General features: G+C 75.0%; 17 protein-coding genes. 7 read left to right on the forward strand and 10 right to left on the reverse strand.

Going from position 1 to position 20424, the window contains the following annotated elements:
• Window positions 1-141 precede the first annotated feature (141 nt).
• Window positions 142-1278, forward strand: coding sequence for an aminoglycoside phosphotransferase family protein (locus CP969_RS05835; protein ID WP_004991808.1), 1137 nt, complete (start codon window positions 142-144; stop codon window positions 1276-1278).
• A gap of 294 nt (window positions 1279-1572) precedes the next feature.
• Window positions 1573-3531 (forward strand): N-acetylmuramoyl-L-alanine amidase, encoded by a 1959-nt coding sequence (locus tag CP969_RS05840; protein ID WP_026085386.1) that lies wholly within the window; start codon window positions 1573-1575, stop codon window positions 3529-3531.
• Window positions 3532-3578: 47 nt separating this feature from the next.
• On the opposite strand, the gene CP969_RS05845 is transcribed toward CP969_RS05840, so the two are convergent.
• The 4 genes from CP969_RS05845 to CP969_RS05860 form a co-directional block, all read right to left on the reverse strand.
• The gene (locus CP969_RS05845; RefSeq protein ID WP_004991805.1) at window positions 3579-4076 is read right to left on the reverse strand and encodes a hypothetical protein; all 498 of its coding nucleotides are present in this window, start codon (window positions 4074-4076) and stop codon (window positions 3579-3581) included.
• Between the two features lie 90 nt (window positions 4077-4166).
• Complete coding sequence (locus CP969_RS05850) at window positions 4167-4766, reverse strand: CGNR zinc finger domain-containing protein (RefSeq protein ID WP_150474898.1); 600 nt, start codon at window positions 4764-4766, stop codon at window positions 4167-4169.
• A gap of 94 nt (window positions 4767-4860) precedes the next feature.
• Complete coding sequence (locus CP969_RS05855) at window positions 4861-5766, reverse strand: universal stress protein (protein WP_004991798.1); 906 nt, start codon at window positions 5764-5766, stop codon at window positions 4861-4863.
• A gap of 157 nt (window positions 5767-5923) precedes the next feature.
• Window positions 5924-6166: a DUF397 domain-containing protein gene (locus CP969_RS05860; protein WP_004991796.1), complete on the reverse strand. Its 243-nt coding sequence runs from the start codon at window positions 6164-6166 to the stop codon at window positions 5924-5926.
• Window positions 6167-6365: 199 nt separating this feature from the next.
• Here CP969_RS05860 and CP969_RS05865 point away from each other — a divergent pair, with 199 nt between their 5' ends.
• Together CP969_RS05865 and paaK are read left to right on the forward strand one after the other, a co-directional pair.
• On the forward strand, window positions 6366-8279 hold the full coding sequence (locus tag CP969_RS05865) for an alkaline phosphatase family protein (RefSeq protein WP_016827508.1): 1914 nt from the start codon (window positions 6366-6368) through the stop codon (window positions 8277-8279).
• 312 nt (window positions 8280-8591) lie between these two features.
• Entirely contained in the window at window positions 8592-9893 is a 1302-nt protein-coding gene (paaK, locus tag CP969_RS05875; protein ID WP_016827507.1) for a phenylacetate--CoA ligase PaaK, read from the forward strand.
• A 157-nt stretch (window positions 9894-10050) separates the two neighbouring features.
• Here the strand turns inward: paaK and CP969_RS05880 are convergent, their stop codons facing one another.
• Entirely contained in the window at window positions 10051-11547 is a 1497-nt protein-coding gene (locus CP969_RS05880) for an acyl-CoA synthetase (RefSeq protein ID WP_016827506.1), read from the reverse strand.
• 163 nt (window positions 11548-11710) lie between these two features.
• Between CP969_RS05880 and CP969_RS05885 the strand changes: the two genes are divergently transcribed.
• Entirely contained in the window at window positions 11711-13489 is a 1779-nt protein-coding gene (locus CP969_RS05885; RefSeq protein ID WP_016827505.1) for a serine hydrolase domain-containing protein, read from the forward strand.
• Window positions 13490-13538: 49 nt separating this feature from the next.
• Here CP969_RS05885 and CP969_RS05890 read toward each other — a convergent pair whose 3' ends face one another.
• From CP969_RS05890 to CP969_RS05900, 3 genes are all read right to left on the reverse strand, one after another.
• Window positions 13539-15107: a phytoene desaturase family protein gene (locus tag CP969_RS05890; RefSeq protein ID WP_016827504.1), complete on the reverse strand. Its 1569-nt coding sequence runs from the start codon at window positions 15105-15107 to the stop codon at window positions 13539-13541.
• A 58-nt stretch (window positions 15108-15165) separates the two neighbouring features.
• A complete protein-coding gene (locus tag CP969_RS05895; RefSeq protein ID WP_150474899.1) occupies window positions 15166-17424 on the reverse strand; it encodes a serine/threonine-protein kinase in 2259 nt (752 codons plus the stop codon).
• A gap of 172 nt (window positions 17425-17596) precedes the next feature.
• A complete protein-coding gene (locus CP969_RS05900) occupies window positions 17597-17968 on the reverse strand; it encodes a four-helix bundle copper-binding protein (protein WP_004991785.1) in 372 nt (123 codons plus the stop codon).
• A 162-nt stretch (window positions 17969-18130) separates the two neighbouring features.
• On the opposite strand from CP969_RS05900, the gene CP969_RS05905 reads away from it, so the two are divergent.
• Both CP969_RS05905 and CP969_RS05910 read left to right on the forward strand, forming a co-directional pair.
• Window positions 18131-18511 carry a DUF6479 family protein gene (locus CP969_RS05905; protein ID WP_026085385.1) on the forward strand — a complete coding sequence of 127 codons (381 nt, stop codon included), beginning with the start codon at window positions 18131-18133 and terminating at the stop codon, window positions 18509-18511.
• A gap of 61 nt (window positions 18512-18572) precedes the next feature.
• The gene (locus CP969_RS05910; RefSeq protein ID WP_004991780.1) at window positions 18573-18923 is read left to right on the forward strand and encodes a DUF8129 domain-containing protein; all 351 of its coding nucleotides are present in this window, start codon (window positions 18573-18575) and stop codon (window positions 18921-18923) included.
• A 160-nt stretch (window positions 18924-19083) separates the two neighbouring features.
• On the opposite strand, the gene CP969_RS05915 is transcribed toward CP969_RS05910, so the two are convergent.
• Together CP969_RS05915 and CP969_RS05925 are read right to left on the reverse strand one after the other, a co-directional pair.
• The gene (locus tag CP969_RS05915; RefSeq protein WP_004991773.1) at window positions 19084-19419 is read right to left on the reverse strand and encodes a DUF6343 family protein; all 336 of its coding nucleotides are present in this window, start codon (window positions 19417-19419) and stop codon (window positions 19084-19086) included.
• Window positions 19420-19807: 388 nt separating this feature from the next.
• Complete coding sequence (locus CP969_RS05925; RefSeq protein WP_223887059.1) at window positions 19808-20419, reverse strand: AAA family ATPase; 612 nt, start codon at window positions 20417-20419, stop codon at window positions 19808-19810.
• Between the last annotated feature and the right edge of the window lie 5 nt (window positions 20420-20424).

Consider the following 20424-nt stretch of genomic DNA (forward strand, 5'->3'; position numbering starts at 1 on the left):
GTGTGCCAGGGGCCCTCGGGTGTCGAGTAGGAACGCGCCACCACGACCCGGTCGCCGCAGGGACACTCCCCAGGGTGTGCCTGGGCGGCCGGGCCGGGTGGTCGACGACGTCTCAGGCACACGAAGGGATCTGTATCGCCCATGTACGCAGCATCGTCCTCCGTGTCCGCCCCGCTCCGGCCGCTGCGTCCGCGTCCGTCGGACGGCGGCCCCTACCTCACCCCCGCGCGCCCGGCGACCCCCGTGCTCGGCGCGGGCACGGTACGGCGCCCCGCGGGACCGGGCACCCAGCCGCTCAGCGGGCGGCTCGACCTGTCCGGCCCGCAGGGTGCCCAGTTACGCACGGCGATCGCGTCGGTGCGCCGCATCTGTCCGGAGTTCGCCCCCGTGCAGGTGCTGCGCCGCAACGGCCGGTCCGTCCTCCTGGTGGGGACCGTCGGCCGGAGCAGCGCGGTCGCCAAGTGCTTACTGGACCACTCCCCCGCGTGGAGCGAGCGGATCCGCCACGAAATAGTGGCGTACCGCTCGTTCGTCCGGCACCGCCCGCCCGTGCGGGCGCCCCGGCTGATCGCAGCGGATCCGGACAACTGCACCCTGGTGATCGAGCGGATGCCGGGCCGGGTGGCGGCGCTCCAGCGGCACCCGGTCGAGGCGCCGCCGCGGGCGGACATCAGAGCGGCGCTCGGCGCGATCTGCCGGCTCAACTCCTGGCGGCCGCCGGCCGGCACGTTCGACGCCCCGCTGGACTACGCGGCCCGCATCTCCCGGTACCACGAGCTGGGCCTGCTCACCGACCGGGACATGGGCGATCTGCAGAAGCTGCTGCACGGCATCTCGCTCGCGGCCGGGCGGCAGGGCATGGGCCAGTTCTGTCACGGTGACGCCCTGCTCTCGAACATCCTGATCTCACCGGCCGGTCCCGTGCTGGTGGACTGGGAGCACGCGGGCTGGTACCTGCCGGGCTACGACCTGGCGACGCTGTGGTCGGTCCTGGGGGAGGCGCCGGTGGCCCGGCGGCAGATCAGCCAGATCGCCCAGTCGGCGGGCCCCGCCTCGCGTGACGCGTTCCTGGTGAACCTGATGCTCGTGCTGACCCGCGAGATCCGTACCTACGAGACGGCCGTGCAGCGTTCGATGCACGACCCGGCCCCGGCGCCGGGCGCGGTCCACCCGGGTGCCGCGCCGTCCGGCGAGGAACAGCGGCTGCTGCTGCGGCGGCTGCACGACGACTGCCAGCTGGCCCGCCGGGCCGTGCGCGCGGCGGTCGGCACGCGCTGACGAGGACGGCGGTCCGCGGTGCGCCTCCACCGGAGCGCACCGCGGACCGCGTGCGTCCGCACCCGGAAAGTCCCCCGGCCGGGAGCAAAGGCTCCTGGGTCCGGCGCCATTGGTGCACTCCACTGACGCGCCGCAGGCCCCGGGGCCGTCGCCGCGAAACCTCACCGCACCCCGATTGACCGGGGATATCGCCCCCTCCTGGGCATGATTGACGGATTATCAGCCGACCGGTACCACTGTCCCACCGCTCGGCTCCGCAGGGCTCTCCTCGCCCGACCGTCCCAGGAGGCTGCATTGCGACCATCCGTCCCCGAACCCGGCAGTGCGGCCGGGTCCCGACGCGCCCGTGGCGCCGTGTGCGCCCTGGCCGCGGCGGCGCTGACCCTGCCCCTGCTGGGCGCGGCCCCTGCCCCGTCCCCGCCGGACACCGCCCGGCTCCAGCAGGCGTTCGCCGCCGCGGCCGCCGCGTACGACGTGCCGCAGAGCGTGCTGCTGGGCGTCTCCTACCTGCAGTCCCGCTGGGACGCGCACGGCGGCGCCCCGAGTGTGACCGGCGGCTACGGCCCCATGCACCTCACGGACGCCCGTACCGCGCTCGCCGCGGCCGAGCACCACGGCGCGGGCGCGGAGGACCCCCGCGGCGACGACGCCCGTCCCCCGCTGCGTCCCGGGGCGCGCTCACCGCGCGCCGACGCCCTCCCGGCCCGTCTGACGACCCTGCCGACGGCGGCCCGGCTGACCGGGCTGAGCCCCGAGCGGCTGCGCGAGGACCCGGTCGCGAACGTGGCGGGTGGCGCCGCGCTGCTGGCCGAGGCCCAGCGCCGGCTGGGCGAGCCGCCGAGCGAGGACCCGGCGGACTGGTACGGGGCGGTGGCCCGTTTCTCCGGCGCGGACGACACCTCGTCGGCGTCGGCGTACGCCGACGAGGTGTTCGAGGTGATCCGGACCGGCGGGGAACGGGTCACCGACGCGGGGCAGCGGGTCGCCCTCGCCGCCCACCCGGGCCTGGCGCCCGACACCTCGACGCTGGGCCGCGCCGGCCTGCGCACCGCCTCCACCGCCGGGACGGAGTGCCCGGCGACGGTGTCCTGCGAGTGGATCCCGGCGCCGTACGAGGAGTTCGGGGACGGCGACTACGGCAACCACGACCTGGGGAACCGGCCCGCCTCGCAGCCGGTCCGCTACATCGTCGTCCACGACACGGAGGGCGCCTGGGAGGGGGTCCTCCACATGGTGCAGGACCCCACCTACGTGTCCTGGCAGTACAGCCTGCGCTCCACCGACGGCCACATCGCCCAGCACGTGAAGGCGAAGGACGTGGCCTGGCACGCGGGCAACTGGTACGTCAACGCGGCGTCGATCGGGCTGGAGCACGAGGGCTTCCTGACGGAGCCCGACGCCTGGTACACCGAGGCGATGTACCGGTCCTCGGCCCGTCTGGTGAAGTACCTCGCCGAGAAGCACGGCATCCCCCTGGACCGGCAGCACATCCTCGGCCACGACACCGTGCCCGGGCCGACCTCGGGGGCCGTCCCCGGGATGCACACCGACCCCGGCCCCTACTGGGACTGGCGGCACTACTTCGAACTGCTGGGCCGCCCCTTCGAGGCCACGGCCGGCCGACACGCCGGCATGGTGACGATCCGGCCCGACTACGACGCCAATCGGCCGGTCTTCACGGGCTGCGCGAAGGCGGGCGAGCCGTGCGCGGCGCACGGGTCGAGCGCGGTGCGGCTGTACTCCGACCACGACGAGAGCTCTCCCCTGATCAGGGACATCGGCCTCGGTTCCGCTCCGACCACCGGGGTGAACGACCTGTCGTCGCGCGCCTCCACGGGGCAGCAGTACGCGGTGGCCGAGCGCTGGGGCGACTGGACCGCCATCTGGTACCTGGGGCAGAAGGCGTGGTTCAGGAACCCGAAGAAGCAGCCGACCGCGGTACCCGCGTCGGGCCTGGTCGTGACCCCGAGGAAGGGCCTCGACTCCGTGCCCGTGTACGGGCGCGCGTACCCGGAGGAGGCCGCCTACCCGGAGGGGGTGCCCGCGCAGGCGGTGTCGCCGCTGCCGTACACGCTGCCGAAGGGCCAGCGGTACGTGACCGGGGGCAAGGTGCCCGGCGAGTACTACTACGCGGTGACCTTCGACGAGGCCTCGCACCGGGTCGTGACCGGCGAGGACCTGTACTACGAGATCCAGTTCGGGCACCGGGTCGCCTTCGTGCGGGCGGCGGACGTGACGGTGAAGCCGGCGTAGCACCGCCGCGCGAGGGGCCGGGTCCGGTCCCTCGCGCGCGGTCGGGGTCAGCCCTGCTGGAACAGTTCCGCGGGCAGCGGCTTGAGGAGGGCGTACAGGTCGTCGGTGATCGGGCGGTCCCAGGCGGCGATGGTGACCAGCACGTTGTCGCTGCGGTCGAACTGCACGCAGGAGATCCGGCCCTCGGAGAGCTTGACGCGGCGCACGATCAGCAGGTTGTCGCCCTGCATCACCGGCACGTCCTCGGTGCCGACGACGGTGACCTCCTCGTCGTTCTCCAGCGCCAGCAGCAGCTGCCCGACCTCGAAGGGGACCTCGCCCTCGGGGACGTCCCGGGCCGGGGAGCCCTCCGGCAGGTTGCCGATGATCATCGCGGGGCCGCGGCCGCCGAACAGGTCGTAGCGCAGGAAGACACCCTGGCAGCTGCCGTCGGGGGCGGGCAGCAGCCCGGCACCCAGATTGCCGGGCCAGTCGCCCGGGTCCATGGCCAGTACGTCGAAGTCGGGCCCGGCGGGAGTGGCACTGCGGCGGCGGAGGAACGACATGCCGCCATGGTACGTGCCCGGGCCCCCGGACGGTCAGCCGGACGGGCGGGCGATCGGTCGGGCCGACGGGCGGCCGGGCGGCGTCCGCCGCTACGCGGTCCGCCGGTGCCGCTCGTGGTGGCGGGCCACCCGGGCCCGGTTGCCGCAGGACGGCTTGCACCACTCCTGACGCGGGTGCTCCTTCAGGAAGTACCGCACGCAGCGCGGCGCGTGGCAGGCGCGCAGCCGCTGCCGGTCGGGGCCCGCGAGGAAGCCGATCGCGGCCTGCGCCAGGACGGCGGTCAGGTCGTCCTCGCCCCGGACGGGACGCCGCCGCGCGACGGGCCCGGCCCCCTCGGCCCACCGCAGGACCGGCACGGTGGGGGTGCGGGCGGCCGCGTCGTTCAGGCGCCGCAGGGCCTCGGGCACGGGCAGCAGCCGGGCCGCGTCCGCGGGGCTCGGCGCGTCCGGGCGCACGGCGCGGGCGAAGAGGGCGCGGACGGCGGCGCGCAGCTCGCGGACGGCGGTGAGGTCCTCGGCGTCGGCGGTGAAGCGGTCCGCGCCGGGCAGGGCGTCCGGGTGGGCGCGCACCCAGGCGGTGAGTCCGGCGGGGTCGGCCAGGTCGTCGGCGGTCCCGCCGTCGCCGTCGTGCCGGACGGTCAGGGCGAGGTCCAGGGTGAGCCCGGTGTCCCTGCTGATCGAATCCCGCATGGGCCGATGATAGGCACGCCGGGAGCCGTGAGGACGGTCGCGGACGTTGCGGTGCCCGTCCGGAGAGCGGGTTCCGGGGTGTCCGGCGCGGGGCCTACGCCTCCTCCGGCGGGGCCGGCGGGATCACCGCGACCGGGCTCTCCGCGTGCAGCAGGACGGCCTGGGTGACGGAGCCCATCATGCGGGCCGGTGCCAGCAGGCGGCGCCGGTGCCGGCCCACGACGACCAGCTCCGCTTCCCGGGAGGCCGCGACCAGGTGACCGGCCGCGTCGCCGGGCAGCACCTGCGTCTCGGCGGTGACCTCGGGGTGCCGTTCGCGGTGCGGGGCGAGGAAGCCGTCGGCGAGGACGCGCGTCTCGTGCTCGACGGCGTCCTGGTCGATCTCCGGCGGGGGCATCTCCCCGGGCAGCATCCAGGTCTGCAGGGGCCAGGGGTAGGCGGCGACGATCCGGAGCCGGGCGCCGCGCAGGGCGGCCTCGGCGAAGGCGAAGGCGAGCGTGGCCTCGTCGGGGCTGTCGGCGTTCAGGCCGGCCACCACGAGGCGGTCCGGACCGGCCGGCGGCTCGCCGTCGGCCCCGCGTCCGGGCCGGGGCACCACGACGACGGGGCATTCGGCGTCGCGGGCCGCGGCCAGGGAGTTCGAGCCGAGCAGCAGGCTGGCGAAGCCGCCGCGGCCCCGGGAGCCGAGCACCAGCAGCCGGGCCGTGGCCCCCAGTTCGGGCAGCACGGCGCCGGGCGCCCCCACCAGGGTGACGTACTCGACGGCCGGGGGGCCGGTGTGTCCCTCCAGGTGGGCGCGGACCTGGTCGAGGACCGGGTCGTCGTCCGGGTCGGGCGGGCCGGCGGCCAGAACCTCGGGCTGCGCCCAGGGGGTGTACTGACGCACGTGCACGGCCCGCAGCGGGGTCCCGCGCCGACGGGCGGCGTCGAGGGCCCACTCCAGGGCGCGCAGACTGTCGTCCGAACCGTCGACCGCCGCGACGACCGGCTGGGTGCTCATCGTTTCCTCGCCTCCGGTGTACGACCTCCGCCTTCCCGGACCAGCCTGGCTCAGGCGGGGACCGGGGGAGGCGCTTCTGATCGCGTGTCCGGAAAAACGCGGAGAACACGTCCCTCGGCGACGGCGGTCCGGCGGCCGGGGCTCCCGCGGGCCCGGGTCACGTCAGGTCGAACTCCCCCTCCCGGGCTCCCGACACGAACGCGCCCCACTCGGCGGGGGTGAAGATCAGGGAAGGGCTCTCCGGGCGGCCGCTGTTGCGCATGGCGATGAAACCCTCCACGAAGGCGATCTGGACATCGCCCAGTCCGCGGCTGCTGGACTGCCACTGCGCGTTGCTGAGGTCCAGGTCCGGCTTGTCCCAGCCCATGAGCGGGCGCTGCTGGGTGGTGCTCTCGGCCACGTCCGTGCTCCTCCCGATTCCGTCGTCCGCGGTCAGCCTAGCGATCGGTCCCGGCCCCCGACAGGCCACGCGGGAAGTACCTTTCCGCGGCGGTGTCCGTTGAACCCGCGGGACCGCACGGACGTACTGGTGAGGGCAGGCCCGCTCGCCGGGCCCGGTTTGCCATGCCATCGCAGGACCGCACGGAAGGACCCCCCGGGTGTCGCTCTTCACTCGCTCCCGTCAACCGTCGGACACCACCGGGGGCGGCGCGGAGGAGGACGGTGCCGCGCCCGCGCCCGAGGAGGTGCCCGAGGCCGCGCCCCCTTCCGAGGCCGAGCCGCCCCCCGGCGCCGCGCCGCCCTCCGAAGCCCCCTCGCCCTCCGACGGCACGCCCTCCCCCGAAGCCCCACCGTCCTCCGAGGCCGCGCCGGCCGCCGCGCGCCCGGGGCGGCCGGGCCTGCGACAGCGGTGGCCCCGCACGGCGCGCGGCGTCACCGTCGGGACGACCCTCCTCGCCGGAGCGCTGGTGCTGTTCGCGCTCCTCGTGCCGAACCGCGTGGAACGGCTCGCGTTCGACGCGTTCCTCCGCCTGCCCGCCGAGGGGATCCTGCTCGCGGCCCTGCTGCTCGCGCTGCCGCCGAGGCCGCGGCGGATCGCGGCGGTGGTCTCGGGCGTCCTGCTCGGCCTGCTCACCGTCCTGAAACTCGTGGACATGGGCTTCTACCAGACGCTGGCCCGGCCCTTCGACCTGGTGCTCGACTGGATCCTGCTCGACGACGCGGCGGATTTCGTCCGGGAGTCGTTCGGCCGGGGCGGGCAGGTGCTCGCCGTGGCCGGGGTGATCGTCCTGTTCGTCTCCCTGCTCGTGCTCATGACGCTGGCGACGGTGCGGCTGACCGGCCTGATGGCCCGTCACCGCCCCGCCGCCGCCCGGACCCTGCTGGCCCTGGGCGTCGTGTGGATCACCTGCGTCACCCTGGGCGTGCGGATCACCGGCGTCCCGGTGGCCACCAGGGGCACCGCGGAGATGCTGGGCAACCGCGTGGAGCAGGTGCGCGCGGGCCTGCGCGACGCGCGGGTCTTCGAGGAGCAGGCCGCCGTCGACGCCTTCGCGAGGACACCGCCCGACCAGCTGTTCACCGGGCTGCGCGGCAAGGACGTCCTGTTCACCTTCATCGAGAGCTACGGCCGGGTGGCGATCGACGACCCGGCGATGGCGGAACCGATCGACGCGGTCCTCACGGAGGGCACCGACCGGCTGCGGTCCGCCGGCTTCGCCTCGCGCAGCGGCTGGCTCACCTCGCCGGTGACGGGCGCCGGCAGCTGGCTCGCCCACTCGACCTTCCTGTCCGGCCTGTGGATCGAGAACCAGCAGCGCTACCGCAGTCTGACCACCAGCGACCGCATGACCCTCACCAGCTACTTCCGCAAGGCCGGTGACTGGCGCACCGTCGGCATCGTGCCCGGGGTGCGCCGGGCCTGGCCGGAGGGGAAGTTCTTCGGGCTGGACCACATCTACGACTCCGAGCACCTCGGCTACCACGGTCCGTACTTCAGCTGGACCCCCGTGCCCGACCAGTTCAGCCTGGAGGCCTTCGAGCGCCTGGAGCACGGCAGGAAGGACCGCCGGCCGATCATGGCGGAGATCATCCTCGCCTCGAGCCACAACCCCTGGTCCCCCGTCGCCCGCATGATCGACTGGGACGACCTCGGCGACGGCTCGGTGTTCCACGAGATCAAGAAGGAGGGCACGGACCCGAAGGAGGTCTGGAAGGACCCGGAGAAGGTGCGCACCGAGTACCGGCGGGCCATCGAGTACTCGCTGCGGAGCCTGACCGAGTGGGTCGAGCGGTACGGCGACGAGGACACGGTCCTGGTCTTCCTCGGCGATCACCAGCCGGTCCCCACCGTCACCGCGGGGGACACCGGCAAGGACGTGCCGGTCACGATCGTCGCCCGGGACGAGAAGGTGCTGGAGCGGGTGGAGGAGTGGGGCTGGACCGACGGGCTCAAGCCCGCGCCCGACGCCCCGCGCTGGGGCATGGACGCCTTCCGCGACCGCTTCATGACGGCGTTCGGACCGCAGGGGGCGCCGGCCGCCGGGGCGCCGGCGTCCCGGGAGCGGCCGTGACGGGGACACGGGCGGGACGGGACGGCGGACGGGACCGCCGTCGCGTCACCGCCGCCCGGAGAGGAGGTCCCTGACGGGCCCCGTGAACCGCTCGGGGACGTCCGGCCACGGGCGGTGCCCGGCGCCCGGTCGCACCGCGCACCCGGCCGCCGGGAACGCCTCGCCCGCCGCCGACGCGGAAAATGTGCAGGCCCAGGTCTTGCCCTGGGCCGGATGGCCTGGATTACTGATCCCGGAGGATCGACCGAATGATCGGTCGACCGGATCGGCGCGCCAGGGACGACAGGCGCGACAGGTGAGGGGAAGGTGCCGATGACGGAGGCGGCGGACCTGCTGGACCCGGCGGAACGGCTCGACGCGGAAGGGCTGCGGGCGCTCCAGCTCGAGCGGCTGCGGGCCTCGCTGCGGCACGCGTACGACAACGTGCCGTTCTACCGCGCGTCGTTCGACAAGGCGGGCGTCCACCCGGACGACTGCCGCTCGCTCTCCGACCTGGCCCGGTTCCCGTTCACCACCAAGGCGGACCTGCGGGAGCACTACCCCTACGGCATGTGCGCCGTGCCGCGCGACCGCATCCGCCGCCTCCACGCCTCCAGCGGCACCACCGGACGCCCCACGGTCGTCGGCTACACCGAGGGCGACCTGTCCCTGTGGGCGGACATGGTGGCCCGTTCGATCCGCGCCGCGAGCGGCCGTCCCGGCGACACGGTCCACGTGGCCTACGGCTACGGACTGTTCACCGGCGGCCTGGGCGCCCACTACGGCGCCGAGCGGCTGGGCTGCACGGTGATCCCCGCCTCCGGCGGGATGACGTCCCGCCAGGTGCGGCTGATCCAGGACCTGGAGCCCACGGTCATCATGGTCACCCCGTCCTACATGCTCACGCTGCTCGACGAGTTCGAGCGGCAGGGCGTCGATCCGCGCGGGACCTCCCTGCGCGTGGGGATCTTCGGCGCGGAGCCGTGGACGGAGCGGATGCGGCAGGAGATCGAGGAGCGGTTCGCGATCGACGCGGTCGACATCTACGGGCTGTCGGAGGTGATCGGGCCGGGCGTCGCGCAGGAGTGCGTGGAGACCAAGGACGGCCTGCACATCTGGGAGGACCACTTCTTCCCGGAGGTCGTCGACCCGGTCACCGGCGAGGTCCTCCCGGAGGGCGAGCGGGGCGAGCTGGTCTTCACCTCGCTGACCAAGGAGGCGATGCCGATCGTCCGCTACCGGACGCGGGACCTGACCCGTCTGCTGCCGGGGACCGCGCGGGTGTTCCGGCGGATGGAGAAGGTCACCGGCCGCAGCGACGACATGGTGATCCTGCGCGGGGTGAACCTCTTCCCCACGCAGATCGAGGAGATCGTGCTGCGCACGCCGGGCGTCGCGCCGCACTTCCAGCTCCGGCTCACCCGGGAGGGCCGGCTGGACCGCCTCACCGTGCGCGCGGAGGCCCGGCCCGGCGCGGACGCCGCGGCGCGGGAGGCGGCCGCACGGTCCATCGGGGCGGCCGTGAAGGACGGCATCGGGGTGTCGGCCGAGGTGGAGATCGTCGACCCGGAGACGCTGGAGCGGTCGGTGGGAAAGATCCGGCGGATCGTGGACCTGCGCGAACGGCGGGAGTAGCGGCCTTTCCCCGGGCGGCGGGCGGGGCGCCTCGCCCTCTCCCCCGCCCTCCCTCTTCCCGGCCGGACCGCCCGCCCGGCTCCTCCGCGGCGCTACGGGGCACCGCTGCACCCCGAGCGCCACGAGCGCCGGGTCGCGGGTCCGGCCGGGGGTGCCCTCAGGTCCCGAAGCGGTCGCGCAGTTCCCGCTTGAGGATCTTCCCGCTGGCGTTGCGCGGCAGTTCGTCCGCGAACAGCACCCGCTTGGGCGCCTTGAAGCCGGAGAGCCGCTCGCGCGCGTGGGCGATCAGTTCCGCCTCGGTGACCTCGCCGCGCGGGACGACGACCGCCGTGACGGCCTCGACCCAGCGTTCGTCGGGCAGGCCGATCACCGCGGCCTCGGCCACGGCCGGGTGGGTGTAGAGCGCGTCCTCGACCTGGCGCGAGGCGACCAGGACGCCACCGGAGTTGATGACGTCCTTCACCCGGTCGACGACCGTGAAGTAGCCCTCGGCGTCCCGCACCGCGAGGTCACCGGAGTGGAACCAGCCGTCGCGGAAGGCCTCGGCGGTCTCCTCCGGCTTGTCCCAGTAGCCCTCGCACAGCTGCGGTGAGCGGTACACGATCTCGCCCGGGGTCCCGTCGGGCACGTCCTTGCCGTCCTCGTCGACGACGCGCGCGTCCACGAACAGCACGGGCCGCCCGCAGGAGTCCATGCGCCCCCGGTGCTCGTCGGGGCCGAGGACCGTGGCCAGCGGGCCGATCTCGCTCTGCCCGAAGCAGTTGTAGAAGGCCAGCGAGGGCAGTCGCTCCGTCAGCCGCTCCAGCACCGGAACCGGCATGATCGACGCCCCGTAGTACGCCTTGCGCAGCCCGCTCAGGTCCCGGGTCCCGAAGTCGGGGCGGTTCGCCAGGCCGATCCACACGGTGGGCGGCGCGAACAGGCTGTCCGCGCGGCCCGCCTCGATCAGGTCGAAGAGCCGGTCCCCGTCGGGCGCGTCGAGGACGACGTTGGTCGCGCCGACCGCGAGGTAGGGCAGCAGGAAGACGTGCATCTGCGCCGAGTGGTACAGCGGGAGCGCGTGCACGGGGCGGTCGCCCGCGGCGAGGTCGAGCGCGGTGATGGCACTCAGGTACTCGTGCACCAGGGCCCGGTGGGTCATCATCGCGCCCTTGGGCAGCGCGGTGGTGCCGGAGGTGTACAGCAGCTGCACCAGGTCCTCGGAGCGCGGCTCGGGGCCGTCGTACGGGGGCGCCCCGGCCAGCCGCGCGAGCAGCGAGTCGCCGGCGTCGCGCAGCGGCAGCGTCCGCGCGCCGTCCGGCAGCCGGGCGGCGAGGCCGGGGTCGGTGAGCACCAGGGCGCTGCCGGACTGCTCGAGGAGGTAGGCGAGATCGTCACCGGTGAGGTTCTGGTTCACCGGTACGTGCACCAGGCCCGCGCGGGCGCAGGCGAGGAAACCGATCAGATAGGCGTCGGAGTTGTGGCCGTAGGCGCCGACCCGGTCGCCGGGGGACAGCCCCTCGGCGAGGAGGACGCTCGCCGCGCGGGAGACGGCGGCGTCGAGTTCGTCGTAGGTCCAGGTGCGGTCGCCGTACTCGACGGCGACGCGCGCCGGGGTGCGCCGGGCGCTGCGTCGCAGGACTCCGTCGACCGTACTGCCGTGTCCGGGCGTCATGACAGATGATCCTCGGTTCACCGGCCGGGAAAGGTCAAGACACCGGCCCGCGAACTGTCCGCCCCATTGACACGCGCCGCGCCTGACAGGAAAGTTCCACCCCGCAAGGCGATCCCCGAAAGATTCTTTCAGCCGCGCAGGGTGACGACACGGGAGGAACCTCATGACGGACGAAGGGGCGAGAGGAATCACGCGCCGCCGGCTGGGCGGACGGGCACTGGCCCTGGGCGGCGCCCTCGCGTTCGCCGCCCTCCCGGCCGGCCCGGCCTCGGCCACCCCGCCGGGCGGTGGCCGTCCGACCCTGCGGCACGGATCGGCCCGGCGCGCCGGGCTGATCCCCGAGCACCTGCGGCAACTCGTCGCCGACGCCGAGGCCTTCCTCGGCCCCTCCCCCCAGCACCCCTGGTACGCGGGTGCCGTCCTGCTCGCCGGACGCGGTGGCACCGTGGCGCTGCACAAGCCCCTCGGCATGGCGGTGCGCTACCGCGCGTACGACGAGGAGAGCGACACCGGTGTCGAGTTCCCGGCGGAGCAGCAGATCCCGATGGCCGAGGACACCGTCTTCGACCTGGCCTCGGTGTCGAAGCTGTTCACCTCGATCCTCGCCGTGCAGCAGATCGAACGGGGCGCGCTGGAACTGGAGTCGCCCGTCGCCTCGTACCTGCCGGACTTCGGACGCGCCGGCAAACAGGACGTCACGATCCGTCAGCTCCTCACGCACACCTCCGGCTTCCGCGCCTGGATCCCGCTGTACGAGGCGCCGACGTACGAGGAGAAGGTCCGGCGGGTCCTCGACGAGGCGCCGATCAGCCCGCCCGGCAGCGCGTACCTGTACTCGGACCTGAACCTGATCTCGCTCCAGCTGGTCCTGGAGGAGGTCACCGGCCGCTCCCTGGACGTGCTCCTGCGCGAGGAGGTCACCGGCCCGCTCGGCATGCGCCGCACCCGCTACAACCCGCCCGCCTCCTGGCGGCCGCGCATCGCCGCCACGGAGGACGCCCGCAAGCCGTGGTCCGGTCTCGACCGGGGGCTGGTGTGGGGCGAGGTGCACGACGAGAACGCCCACAGCCTGGGCGGGGTCGCGGGGCACGCGGGCGTGTTCTCCTGCGCCTGGGACCTGGCGGTGCTCGGACGGACCCTGCTCAACGGCGGCGTCTACGGCCGGACGCGCGTCCTGGAGCCCGAGTCGGTGGAGCTGATGTTCACCGACTTCAACACCGCCTTCCCCGGGGACGAGCACGGGCTCGGCTTCGAGCTCCACCAGCACTGGTACATGGGGGCGATGGCCACCCCGCGCACGGCCGGGCACACCGGGTTCACCGGGACCTCGCTGGTGCTCGACCCGACGACCGACTCGTTCCTCGTCGTGCTGGGCAACTCGGTGCACCCGGTGCGCCGTTGGCGGTCCGGTTCCGCTCCCCGGGTGGCCACCGCGAACCGTCTCGCCCGTGCGGTCCCGGTCCGGCCGGCGCGGGGACGCACGGCATGGTTCTCCGGGATGGAGAGTGCGACGACGGCGACCCTCACGCTGCCCGCGCTGGACACGGCGTCCGGCGACGCACGGCTGCGCTGCGCCCTGTGGTGGGACACCGAGCCCCGCGCCGACGTCCTCGTACTGGAGGCGAGCCCGGACGGCGGGACGACCTGGCAGGCGGTGCCGTTCACCACGCGGCGCCGCGGCGGGGAGCCGGAGCGGCATCCGTCGGGCACGGCCACCGGCTGGTCGGGCCGCGTCTGGCACGCGCTCACCGCGGCCCTGCCCGCCGCACCGGGCCTCACGCTGCGCTGGCGGTACACGACGGACCGGCTGTACGTCGGACGCGGCGCGTACGTCGACGCGGTACGGGTGGAGACGGCGGCGGGCGGCGTGCTCTTCGACGAGGCCCGGCCGGCGGACGCGGGACGCGTCCGGGCGGTGGGGTGGACCCGGTCGGCCGACTGAGGGAGCGCCGTCCGGGACGCCCGGCCCGTTCCGGACGGGCCCCGGCCCGTCACCCCTCCCCCGCCTCCAGCACCGCCATCGCCGCGTTGTGTCCCGGCACCCCGCTCACCCCGCCGCCGCGCACCGCGCCCGCGCCGCACAGCAGGACATTGGCGTGCCGGGTCTCCACGCCCCAGCGGCCGGTGCCTTCCTGGGCGTGCGGCCAGGACAGTTCGCGGTGGAAGATGTTGCCGCCGGGCAGCCCGAGGTCGCGCTCCAGGTCCAGCGGGGACCTGGCCTCCAGGCAGGGGCGCCCCTGCGCGTCGGTCGCCAGGCAGTCGGCGAGCGGTTCGGCCAGATGGGCGTCGAGCCGGGCCAGCGTCGCCTTCAGCAGTTCCTCGCGCACGGCGTCGTTGTCCCGCGCGAACAGGCGCGCCGGGGCGTGCAGACCGAACAGGGTGAGCGTCTGGTAGCCCCGCGCGGCCAGGTCCGGGCCGAGGATCGTGGGGTCGGTGAGCGAGTGGCAGTAGATCTCGGAGGGCGGTTCGGCGGGCAGCTCGCCGGAGGCGGCCTGGGCGTACGCGGCGCCCAGTTGCCCGTACCCCTGCGCGATGTGGAAGGTCCCGGCGAACGCCTCGCGCGGGTCCACGGAGGTGTCGCGCAGTCTGGGCAGCCGCTCGAGCAGCATGTTCACCTTGAGCTGGGCGCCCTCGGCGGGCGGCGGGGGCGTGTCGCCGGTGAGGGCCGCCAGTTCCTGCGGGGAGGCGTTGACCAGGACGTGCCGCGTGGCGGCGACGCCCTCGCCGTCGGCCGTGCGGTGGGTGACCTCGGCCGTGCGGCCGTCCGTCGCGATGCGGACCGCCTCGTGGCCGGTGGCGATGACCGCGCCGGCGGCGCGCGCGGCGTCGGCCAGCGCGTCGGTGAGGGCGCCCATGCCGCCGACCGGCACGTCCCAGGCGCCGGTGCCGCCGCCGATGACGTGGTAGAGGAAGCAGCGGTTCTGCTTGAGCGAGGGGTCGTGGGCGTCGGCGAAGGTGCCGATGAGGGCGTCGGTGAGGACGACGCCGCGCACCAGGTCGTCGGTGAAGTGCTCCTCGACGGCGACGCCGATCGGTTCCTCGAACAGGGCCCGCCAGGCCTCCTCGTCGCCGACGGTGCGGCGCAGTTCCTCACGGGTGGGGAGCGGCTCGGTGAGGGTCGGGAAGACGCGCCGGGCGACGCGGCCGGTCATGTCGTAGAAGCGCTGCCAGGCCCGGTACTCGCGGTCGGAGCCGGTGAGCCGGGCGAACGCCTCGCGGGTGCGCCGCTCGCCGCCGCCGACGAGCAGACCGGTGGGCCGTCCGTCGCGCTCGGCCGGGGTGTAGGAGGAGATCGTCCGGGTGCGCAGCCGGAAGTCGAGCCCGAGGTCGCGGACGATCTTCCGGGGCAGCAGGCTCACCAGGTACGAGTAGCGGGACAACCGGGCGTCGACGCCGGGGAAGGGCCGGGTGGACACCGCTGCTCCGCCGGTGTGGTCCAGCCGCTCCAGCACCAGTACGGAGCGCCCGGCCCGGGCGAGGTAGGCGGCGGCGACGAGGCCGTTGTGGCCTCCGCCGACGATGACGGCGTCGTACGTCCGGGACGGCTCGGGTGCGGTCATGGTTCTTGGTAGCACGCGGTGATCCGCACCGGCCAGGGGACGGGTCCCGCCGGGGCGTTCACGCCCTCCCGGCCGCCCGCCGCCGGCGCAGGGCCGCCGCCCGGCGGTGCAGTCCGGCGGCCTCGGCGCCGCGGCCCAGCCGTTCCAGGCAGTGGGCCTCGTCGTCGCGGGCGGCGAGGGTGTCGGGGTGGTCCGCGCCGAGGAGGCGCTCGCGGGTCTCGGCGACCCGCCGGTACTCGGTCAGCGCGTCCGTCCAGCGGCCCAGCCAGCCCAGGCCGACGGCGACCTCGCGCCGGCTGACCAGGGTGTCCGGATGGTCGGCGCCGAGGACGCGCTCGCGCAGGGCGCACACGTCGCGGGACTCGGCGAGGGCCTCCTCCCAGCGGCCCAGCCGGCCCAGGTTGACGCCGAGGCCGTGCCGGGCGCGCAGGGTCTCGGGGTGGCCGCTCCCCTGGAGGCGGGTGCGGTCCTCGACCAGGTCCCGGTAGAGCTCGAGGGCCTGGGGGGCGCGGCCGAGCCGGCCCAGGGCGACACCGATCCCGTGGCGGGCGGCGAGGGTGTCGGCGTGATCGGGGCCGAGGGCCCGGGCGCGGGCCCCGGCCACCTCGCGGTAGGCCTCCAGGGCCTCCTCCCAGCGGCCCAGCCGGCCCAGGGTGTGGGCGAGGTCGTGACGGGTGACGAGGGTGTCCGGGTGCTCGGGCCCGAGCACCCGGGCGCGGGCGGCGGCCACCTCGTACGCCATGCCGCAGGCGTCCTCCAGCCGCCCGAGCCGGCTGAGGTTGAGGGCGAGGTCGTGCCGGCAGCGCAGGGTGTCGGGGTGGTCGGGCCCCAGGGTGCGCTCGCGGGCGGCGAGCACCGACAGATAGACCCGGTGGGCGTCGAAGGGACGGCCGGACCGGGCGAGGACGTAGGCCATCTCCTGGCGGGTGGCGAGGGTGTCGGGGTGGTCGGCGCCCAGTGCGCGGATGCGGGCCTCGGCCACCCGCTTGTACACGCGCAGCGCCTCGGCGGCACGGCCGGTGCGGCTGAGGCCGAGGGCGACCTCGTGGCGACTGGCGAGCGTGTCGGGGTGGTCCGGTCCGAGCAGGCGCTCGCGCTCGGCGGCGACCCCGCGGTGCACCTCGCCCGCCTCCGCCCAGCGGCCCAGTCGTCCCAGGCCCAGGCCCGCGTCGTGCCGTTCGGCCAGGGCGGCCGGCGCCTCCGGTGACGGGGCGGGCCGCTCGTCCGGCACGGGACCCCCGGCACGGCCGCCCGCGGGGCGGGCGGTCCACTCGCCGGAGAGGCCGGCCGCGGGGTCCGGGGGCGTGGTGCGCAGTCCGTCGCCGACCGCCTTGTGCCCGGTGGTCATACCGCGGGTCCAGGACGGCAGCCGCGCCGCCCGCCCCGCCGGTGCGGGCCGGACCGCGCTCCGTGCCTCCGCGGCCTCCCGCCGGGTCGCCACCGCGAACGTGGCGGGCGGCGGCACGGCCCGTAGCTCCCCGAGGCGTCGAGCCAGTTCGCGGGCGTCGTCCGGGCGCCCGTCGGGCTCCTTGGACAGCAGGTCCAGGATGACGCGCTCCAGCCGCTCGGGCAGTTCCGGGCGGTGGTCGCGCGGCGGCCGGGGCGGGGTGTCGCGGTGGCCGACGAGGACCGCCCAGGCGTCGTCGAGGTCGAACGGCGGTACCCCGGTGGCGATCTCGTACAGCACGCACCCGAAGGAGTACAGGTCGCTGCGCCGGTCGACCTCCGAGCCGCTGATCTGCTCCGGCGACATGTAGTGCGGGGTGCCCATCGCGACGCCGGTGCCGGTCAGCCGGGAGGTGAAGCCGATGTCGTGGCCGAGGCGGGCGATGCCGAAGTCGCAGATCTTCACGGTGCCGTCGTCCAGCCGCACGATGTTGGCGGGCTTCAGGTCCCGGTGCACGACGCCCTGGTCGTGGGTGTAGGCGAGGGCGGCGGCGACCTGCTCGGCGATGTCCACGACCTCGTCGACCGGCAGCGGGTGCTGCCGGTTGTCCTCCAGGAGCCGGCTGAGGTTGCGCCCCTGGAGCAGTTCCATCACCAGGTAGAGCACGCCCTCGGACTCCCCGAAGTCGTGCACGACGGTGATCCCGCGGTGCTGCAGCGCCGCGGCCACCCGGGCCTCGCGGCGGAACCGTTCGCGCAGCACGCGGCCGGACGACCGGTCGTGGTGCGGGCCGAGCGGCTTGAGGCACTTCACGGCGACCTGCCGCCCCAGTGACTCGTCCCGCGCCCGCCACACCTCGCCCATGCCGCCGCGCCCGATCGCGTCGAGCAGCCGGTACCGGCCCTGGATGAGCCTGCTGGTGTCCCCCATCTCCTGCGCCCGCCCCCGTCGCCGTCCTGCGCGCCCCCCTGGCTCGTCCAGTATGGCGACATCTCGCCCGAGTTTGTACCGCGCCGGGCGGCGCGCACCCCGGTGCCGCACCGGGCTCCGGTCCGGCGGGCGTGCCCGGACGGGGTGCGCGGCCCGGTGCGTCCCGGATTCCTCAGTTCAGGGTGGCGAGGAACGTCGTGCAGGCCCGGGCGCAGGCCCGGCAGGCCTCCGCCGTGCGTTCCGCCCCGGGGTGCCCGTCGAACACGTGCGCGCTCTCCAGGCACACCTGTCGGCACCACTCGACCTGGACCCGGATGGTCTCCTCGTCCACCTGGTTCTGCTCGGACAGCACACGGCAGGTCGCGTCGCACACCTCCGCGCACATGATGCCCTTACGTCGTACGAGTTCCTGGTTCTCGGTGCCGTCCGGGTCCACGAGACTCGCCCGCGTCGCACAGGCCCGCGCGCATTCGGTGCACGCCTGGGCACAGGCAAAACGGTCCTCCAGGAACCGGAACAGCTCCTCCTGGGATGTCGTCGTCACACCGCGCGGGTAGCCGCGGTTCCCGCGCTCAAACCCGGCTCCCCCAAGGGTTCCGCACGGCTTCCCGGGCCCGCCGCCGAAGACGCGCGCGGCGCCGGAGCGCCCCTGCGGCGCGGTCCGGGTGAGCTGGTTCGTCGACCGGACCCGGGGTACCCGCGAGCCATGACGAACACCTCATGGATGCAGTCGGCCGATCTCGCCGCGAGTCGCGGCGCCCTGGGCATCGGGCTCGTGGTGGCGGCCGTGGTGGTCGTGGCCCTGCTGATCGGCGCGTTCGCCCTCGGCAGCCGCCGGGTCGCGCGCAGCGGGATCCGCAGGCCCCGCCCCGAGGAGCAGCCCCGGGTGCCCGAGGGCGGGCCGGTCCGCGAGGTCCGGGAGCACCGGGAACCCGACGAGGTGCCCCGCAGCGACACACGCCTGACGCCGCACGAGCTGAACGACCACGGCAACTCCGGCACCCGCACCGGCGCGCCGCAGCAGCGGCCCCGCTGGGACGAGGGCAGCAGCGGAGGGTTCGGCAGCGGCGGCCCGGGCGGTCGCTGACCGCCCGCGCGGCCCCGGCCGCCACCGTGCCCGCCACGCCGTCCACAGGGAAGTGAGAACCATGACAGATCCCGCCCGCAACGCCCTGCCGCTGCCCGACTACGACCACCTGCCCATCGGCGGTCTGGAGAGCCGGATCCGCTCGCTGTCCGCGGACGAGGTCGAGAACCTCCTGTCCTACGAGCGCTCGCACGCCGACCGGCTCCCGGTGACCGAACTGCTGACGGCCCGGTTGGAGCAGCTGCGCGCGGGGGCCGAGCCGACGTCCGGCGATCCGGACGCGCTGCGTCCCGAGCAGGGCGCGAGCCGGACCGGTTCCCCGGTGTCGCCCGCCACCTCGCCGCAGCCGTTCAGCCCGCCGCCGCACGGTACTCCGGACCAGTTCGGCAAGCCGAAGGGCGACCGCACCTAGGGCCTGTCCTGGCCGCCTCGGGCGGGCCGTGCGCCCACCGACCGTCCTCGTACGGCCGATGGCGCACGGCCCGCCCCGCGTCGTGTCCGCCGCCTCACCCGCGCGTTCGCCCTGTCCGCCCTCCCGGGGAGGGGGAACCCGCTCCCCGGGAGGGGAGGGGTCACCCGCGGATGCCTCGTTCCCGTCGCCGCCTGCGGACCACGACCAGCACGTCGACCGCCGCGATCAGGGCCAGTACGCCGCACCCGACGGCGATCCCGGTCAGGACGTCCTGGCCGGGGCTGTCGCCGGGCCCGGAGTTCGCGGCCCACAGGCCGAACAGCACGGCCGCCACGCAGAAGACGGGCAGGAAGACACCGGACAGCAGCAGGCGCAGGCCGAGCGGACTCTGCGCGTTCCGCGGTTCCGTGCCGCTCCTCGGGGAGCGGCTGCCCAGGGCGCCGGAGCGGGACCGCGGTACCGGCTCCGTCCTCCGCCCGGATCGCTCGTCACTCATGCCGTGGCCCCTCCGACGGTTCGCGGCCGTGCCGGCCGCCTGCGGTTCCTCGTGGATACGCGAACTGCTTCATGACGCCCGCGTAGCCCGCGGCGACGGGCGTAAACCAGAGGGCGCCGCGGGTCCCGCGGCCCCGGACCGGGTCGGGGCGGCCGGGTCGGGGCCTGCGGTGGCGTGGGCGAGGAGGCAGCCGGACAGCGGGAAGCGGGCGTACAGCAGCCAGTGCACGGCCGGATGGGCCGTGGCGGCGTGGTGGAGCGGGGTGAAGCAGAGAAGCCCCAGCGTGCCCGTGGACGGCGGACGGACTACCAGTCCGCCCGCCGTACCGCTGCCGCTCGTCCGGTCGTGCGGCCCGGTGGGCGGCGGTGGGCCGGCCGCCGCGGGCGTCTCACCTCTCCGTGTCCCGCCGGTCGGGGTCGGCTTCGCCGGCGCCGCGGCCGGTGCGGCTCGACCGTCCACCGCCGGCGGTGCCGCAACCGCCGGGCTCGTTCCTCGGCAGGGTGCGCGGGGTGCCCGGCGCTCCGGATGCACGCGGTGTCCCGGCGCGCACCTCGAAGCCACCGCGGCCGTCGAACCGCACCTCGAGCACCGCGTCGAACCCGTCCTCCGTCGAGGGCCTGCGGAGCTTCTTCAGCGTGGCCAGGACGCCGACGTCCGGGACGCGGTCGCGGCCCTCGCGGGCGGCGTTGCGCCGCAGTGAGCCGGTCACGTCCGGGGGGAACCAGTACGCCGTCGCGGTGGCGCCGTGGGCGTGGGCCAGTTCCACCAGCGGCGCCCACTCGTGCGGTGACGGGTTGGTGTTGTCCACCGCCACCGACCGCCCGGCGGCCAGGTGCTCCCGCACCAGCCGCATCTGCCGCCGCTGCCTGTTGCGGGCGCCCCGCGGGAACAGGTCCTTGCCGACCAGCGCGTACCGGCCGGACAGGCACTGGCCGTAGAAGGTGGACTTCCCGGACGCCTGCAGCCCGACGAACACGGCCACATCCGCTCCCGTCGCCATACGGC

Origin of the sequence: Streptomyces viridosporus T7A, assembly GCF_008704515.1 — a bacterium.
GTDB lineage: Bacteria > Actinomycetota > Actinomycetes > Streptomycetales > Streptomycetaceae > Streptomyces > Streptomyces viridosporus.

What these genes read in the sequence shown, in the direction of transcription:
- CP969_RS05915 (WP_004991773.1), bottom strand. Translation starts at nt 19,419, where the DNA reads ATGAGTGACGAGCGATCCGGGCGGAGGACGGAGCCGGTACCGCGGTCC.
- CP969_RS05890 (WP_016827504.1), bottom strand. Translation starts at nt 15,107, where the DNA reads ATGACCGCACCCGAGCCGTCCCGGACGTACGACGCCGTCATCGTCGGC.
- CP969_RS05895 (WP_150474899.1), bottom strand. Translation starts at nt 17,424, where the DNA reads ATGGGGGACACCAGCAGGCTCATCCAGGGCCGGTACCGGCTGCTCGAC.
- CP969_RS05855 (WP_004991798.1), bottom strand. Translation starts at nt 5,766, where the DNA reads ATGAGCACCCAGCCGGTCGTCGCGGCGGTCGACGGTTCGGACGACAGT.
- CP969_RS05910 (WP_004991780.1), top strand. Translation starts at nt 18,573, where the DNA reads ATGACAGATCCCGCCCGCAACGCCCTGCCGCTGCCCGACTACGACCAC.
- CP969_RS05880 (WP_016827506.1), bottom strand. Translation starts at nt 11,547, where the DNA reads ATGACGCCCGGACACGGCAGTACGGTCGACGGAGTCCTGCGACGCAGC.
- CP969_RS05905 (WP_026085385.1), top strand. Translation starts at nt 18,131, where the DNA reads ATGACGAACACCTCATGGATGCAGTCGGCCGATCTCGCCGCGAGTCGC.
- CP969_RS05835 (WP_004991808.1), top strand. Translation starts at nt 142, where the DNA reads ATGTACGCAGCATCGTCCTCCGTGTCCGCCCCGCTCCGGCCGCTGCGT.
- CP969_RS05885 (WP_016827505.1), top strand. Translation starts at nt 11,711, where the DNA reads ATGACGGACGAAGGGGCGAGAGGAATCACGCGCCGCCGGCTGGGCGGA.
- CP969_RS05925 (WP_223887059.1), bottom strand. Translation starts at nt 20,419, where the DNA reads ATGGCGACGGGAGCGGATGTGGCCGTGTTCGTCGGGCTGCAGGCGTCC.
- CP969_RS05850 (WP_150474898.1), bottom strand. Translation starts at nt 4,766, where the DNA reads ATGCGGGATTCGATCAGCAGGGACACCGGGCTCACCCTGGACCTCGCC.
- paaK (WP_016827507.1), top strand. Translation starts at nt 8,592, where the DNA reads ATGACGGAGGCGGCGGACCTGCTGGACCCGGCGGAACGGCTCGACGCG.
- CP969_RS05845 (WP_004991805.1), bottom strand. Translation starts at nt 4,076, where the DNA reads ATGTCGTTCCTCCGCCGCCGCAGTGCCACTCCCGCCGGGCCCGACTTC.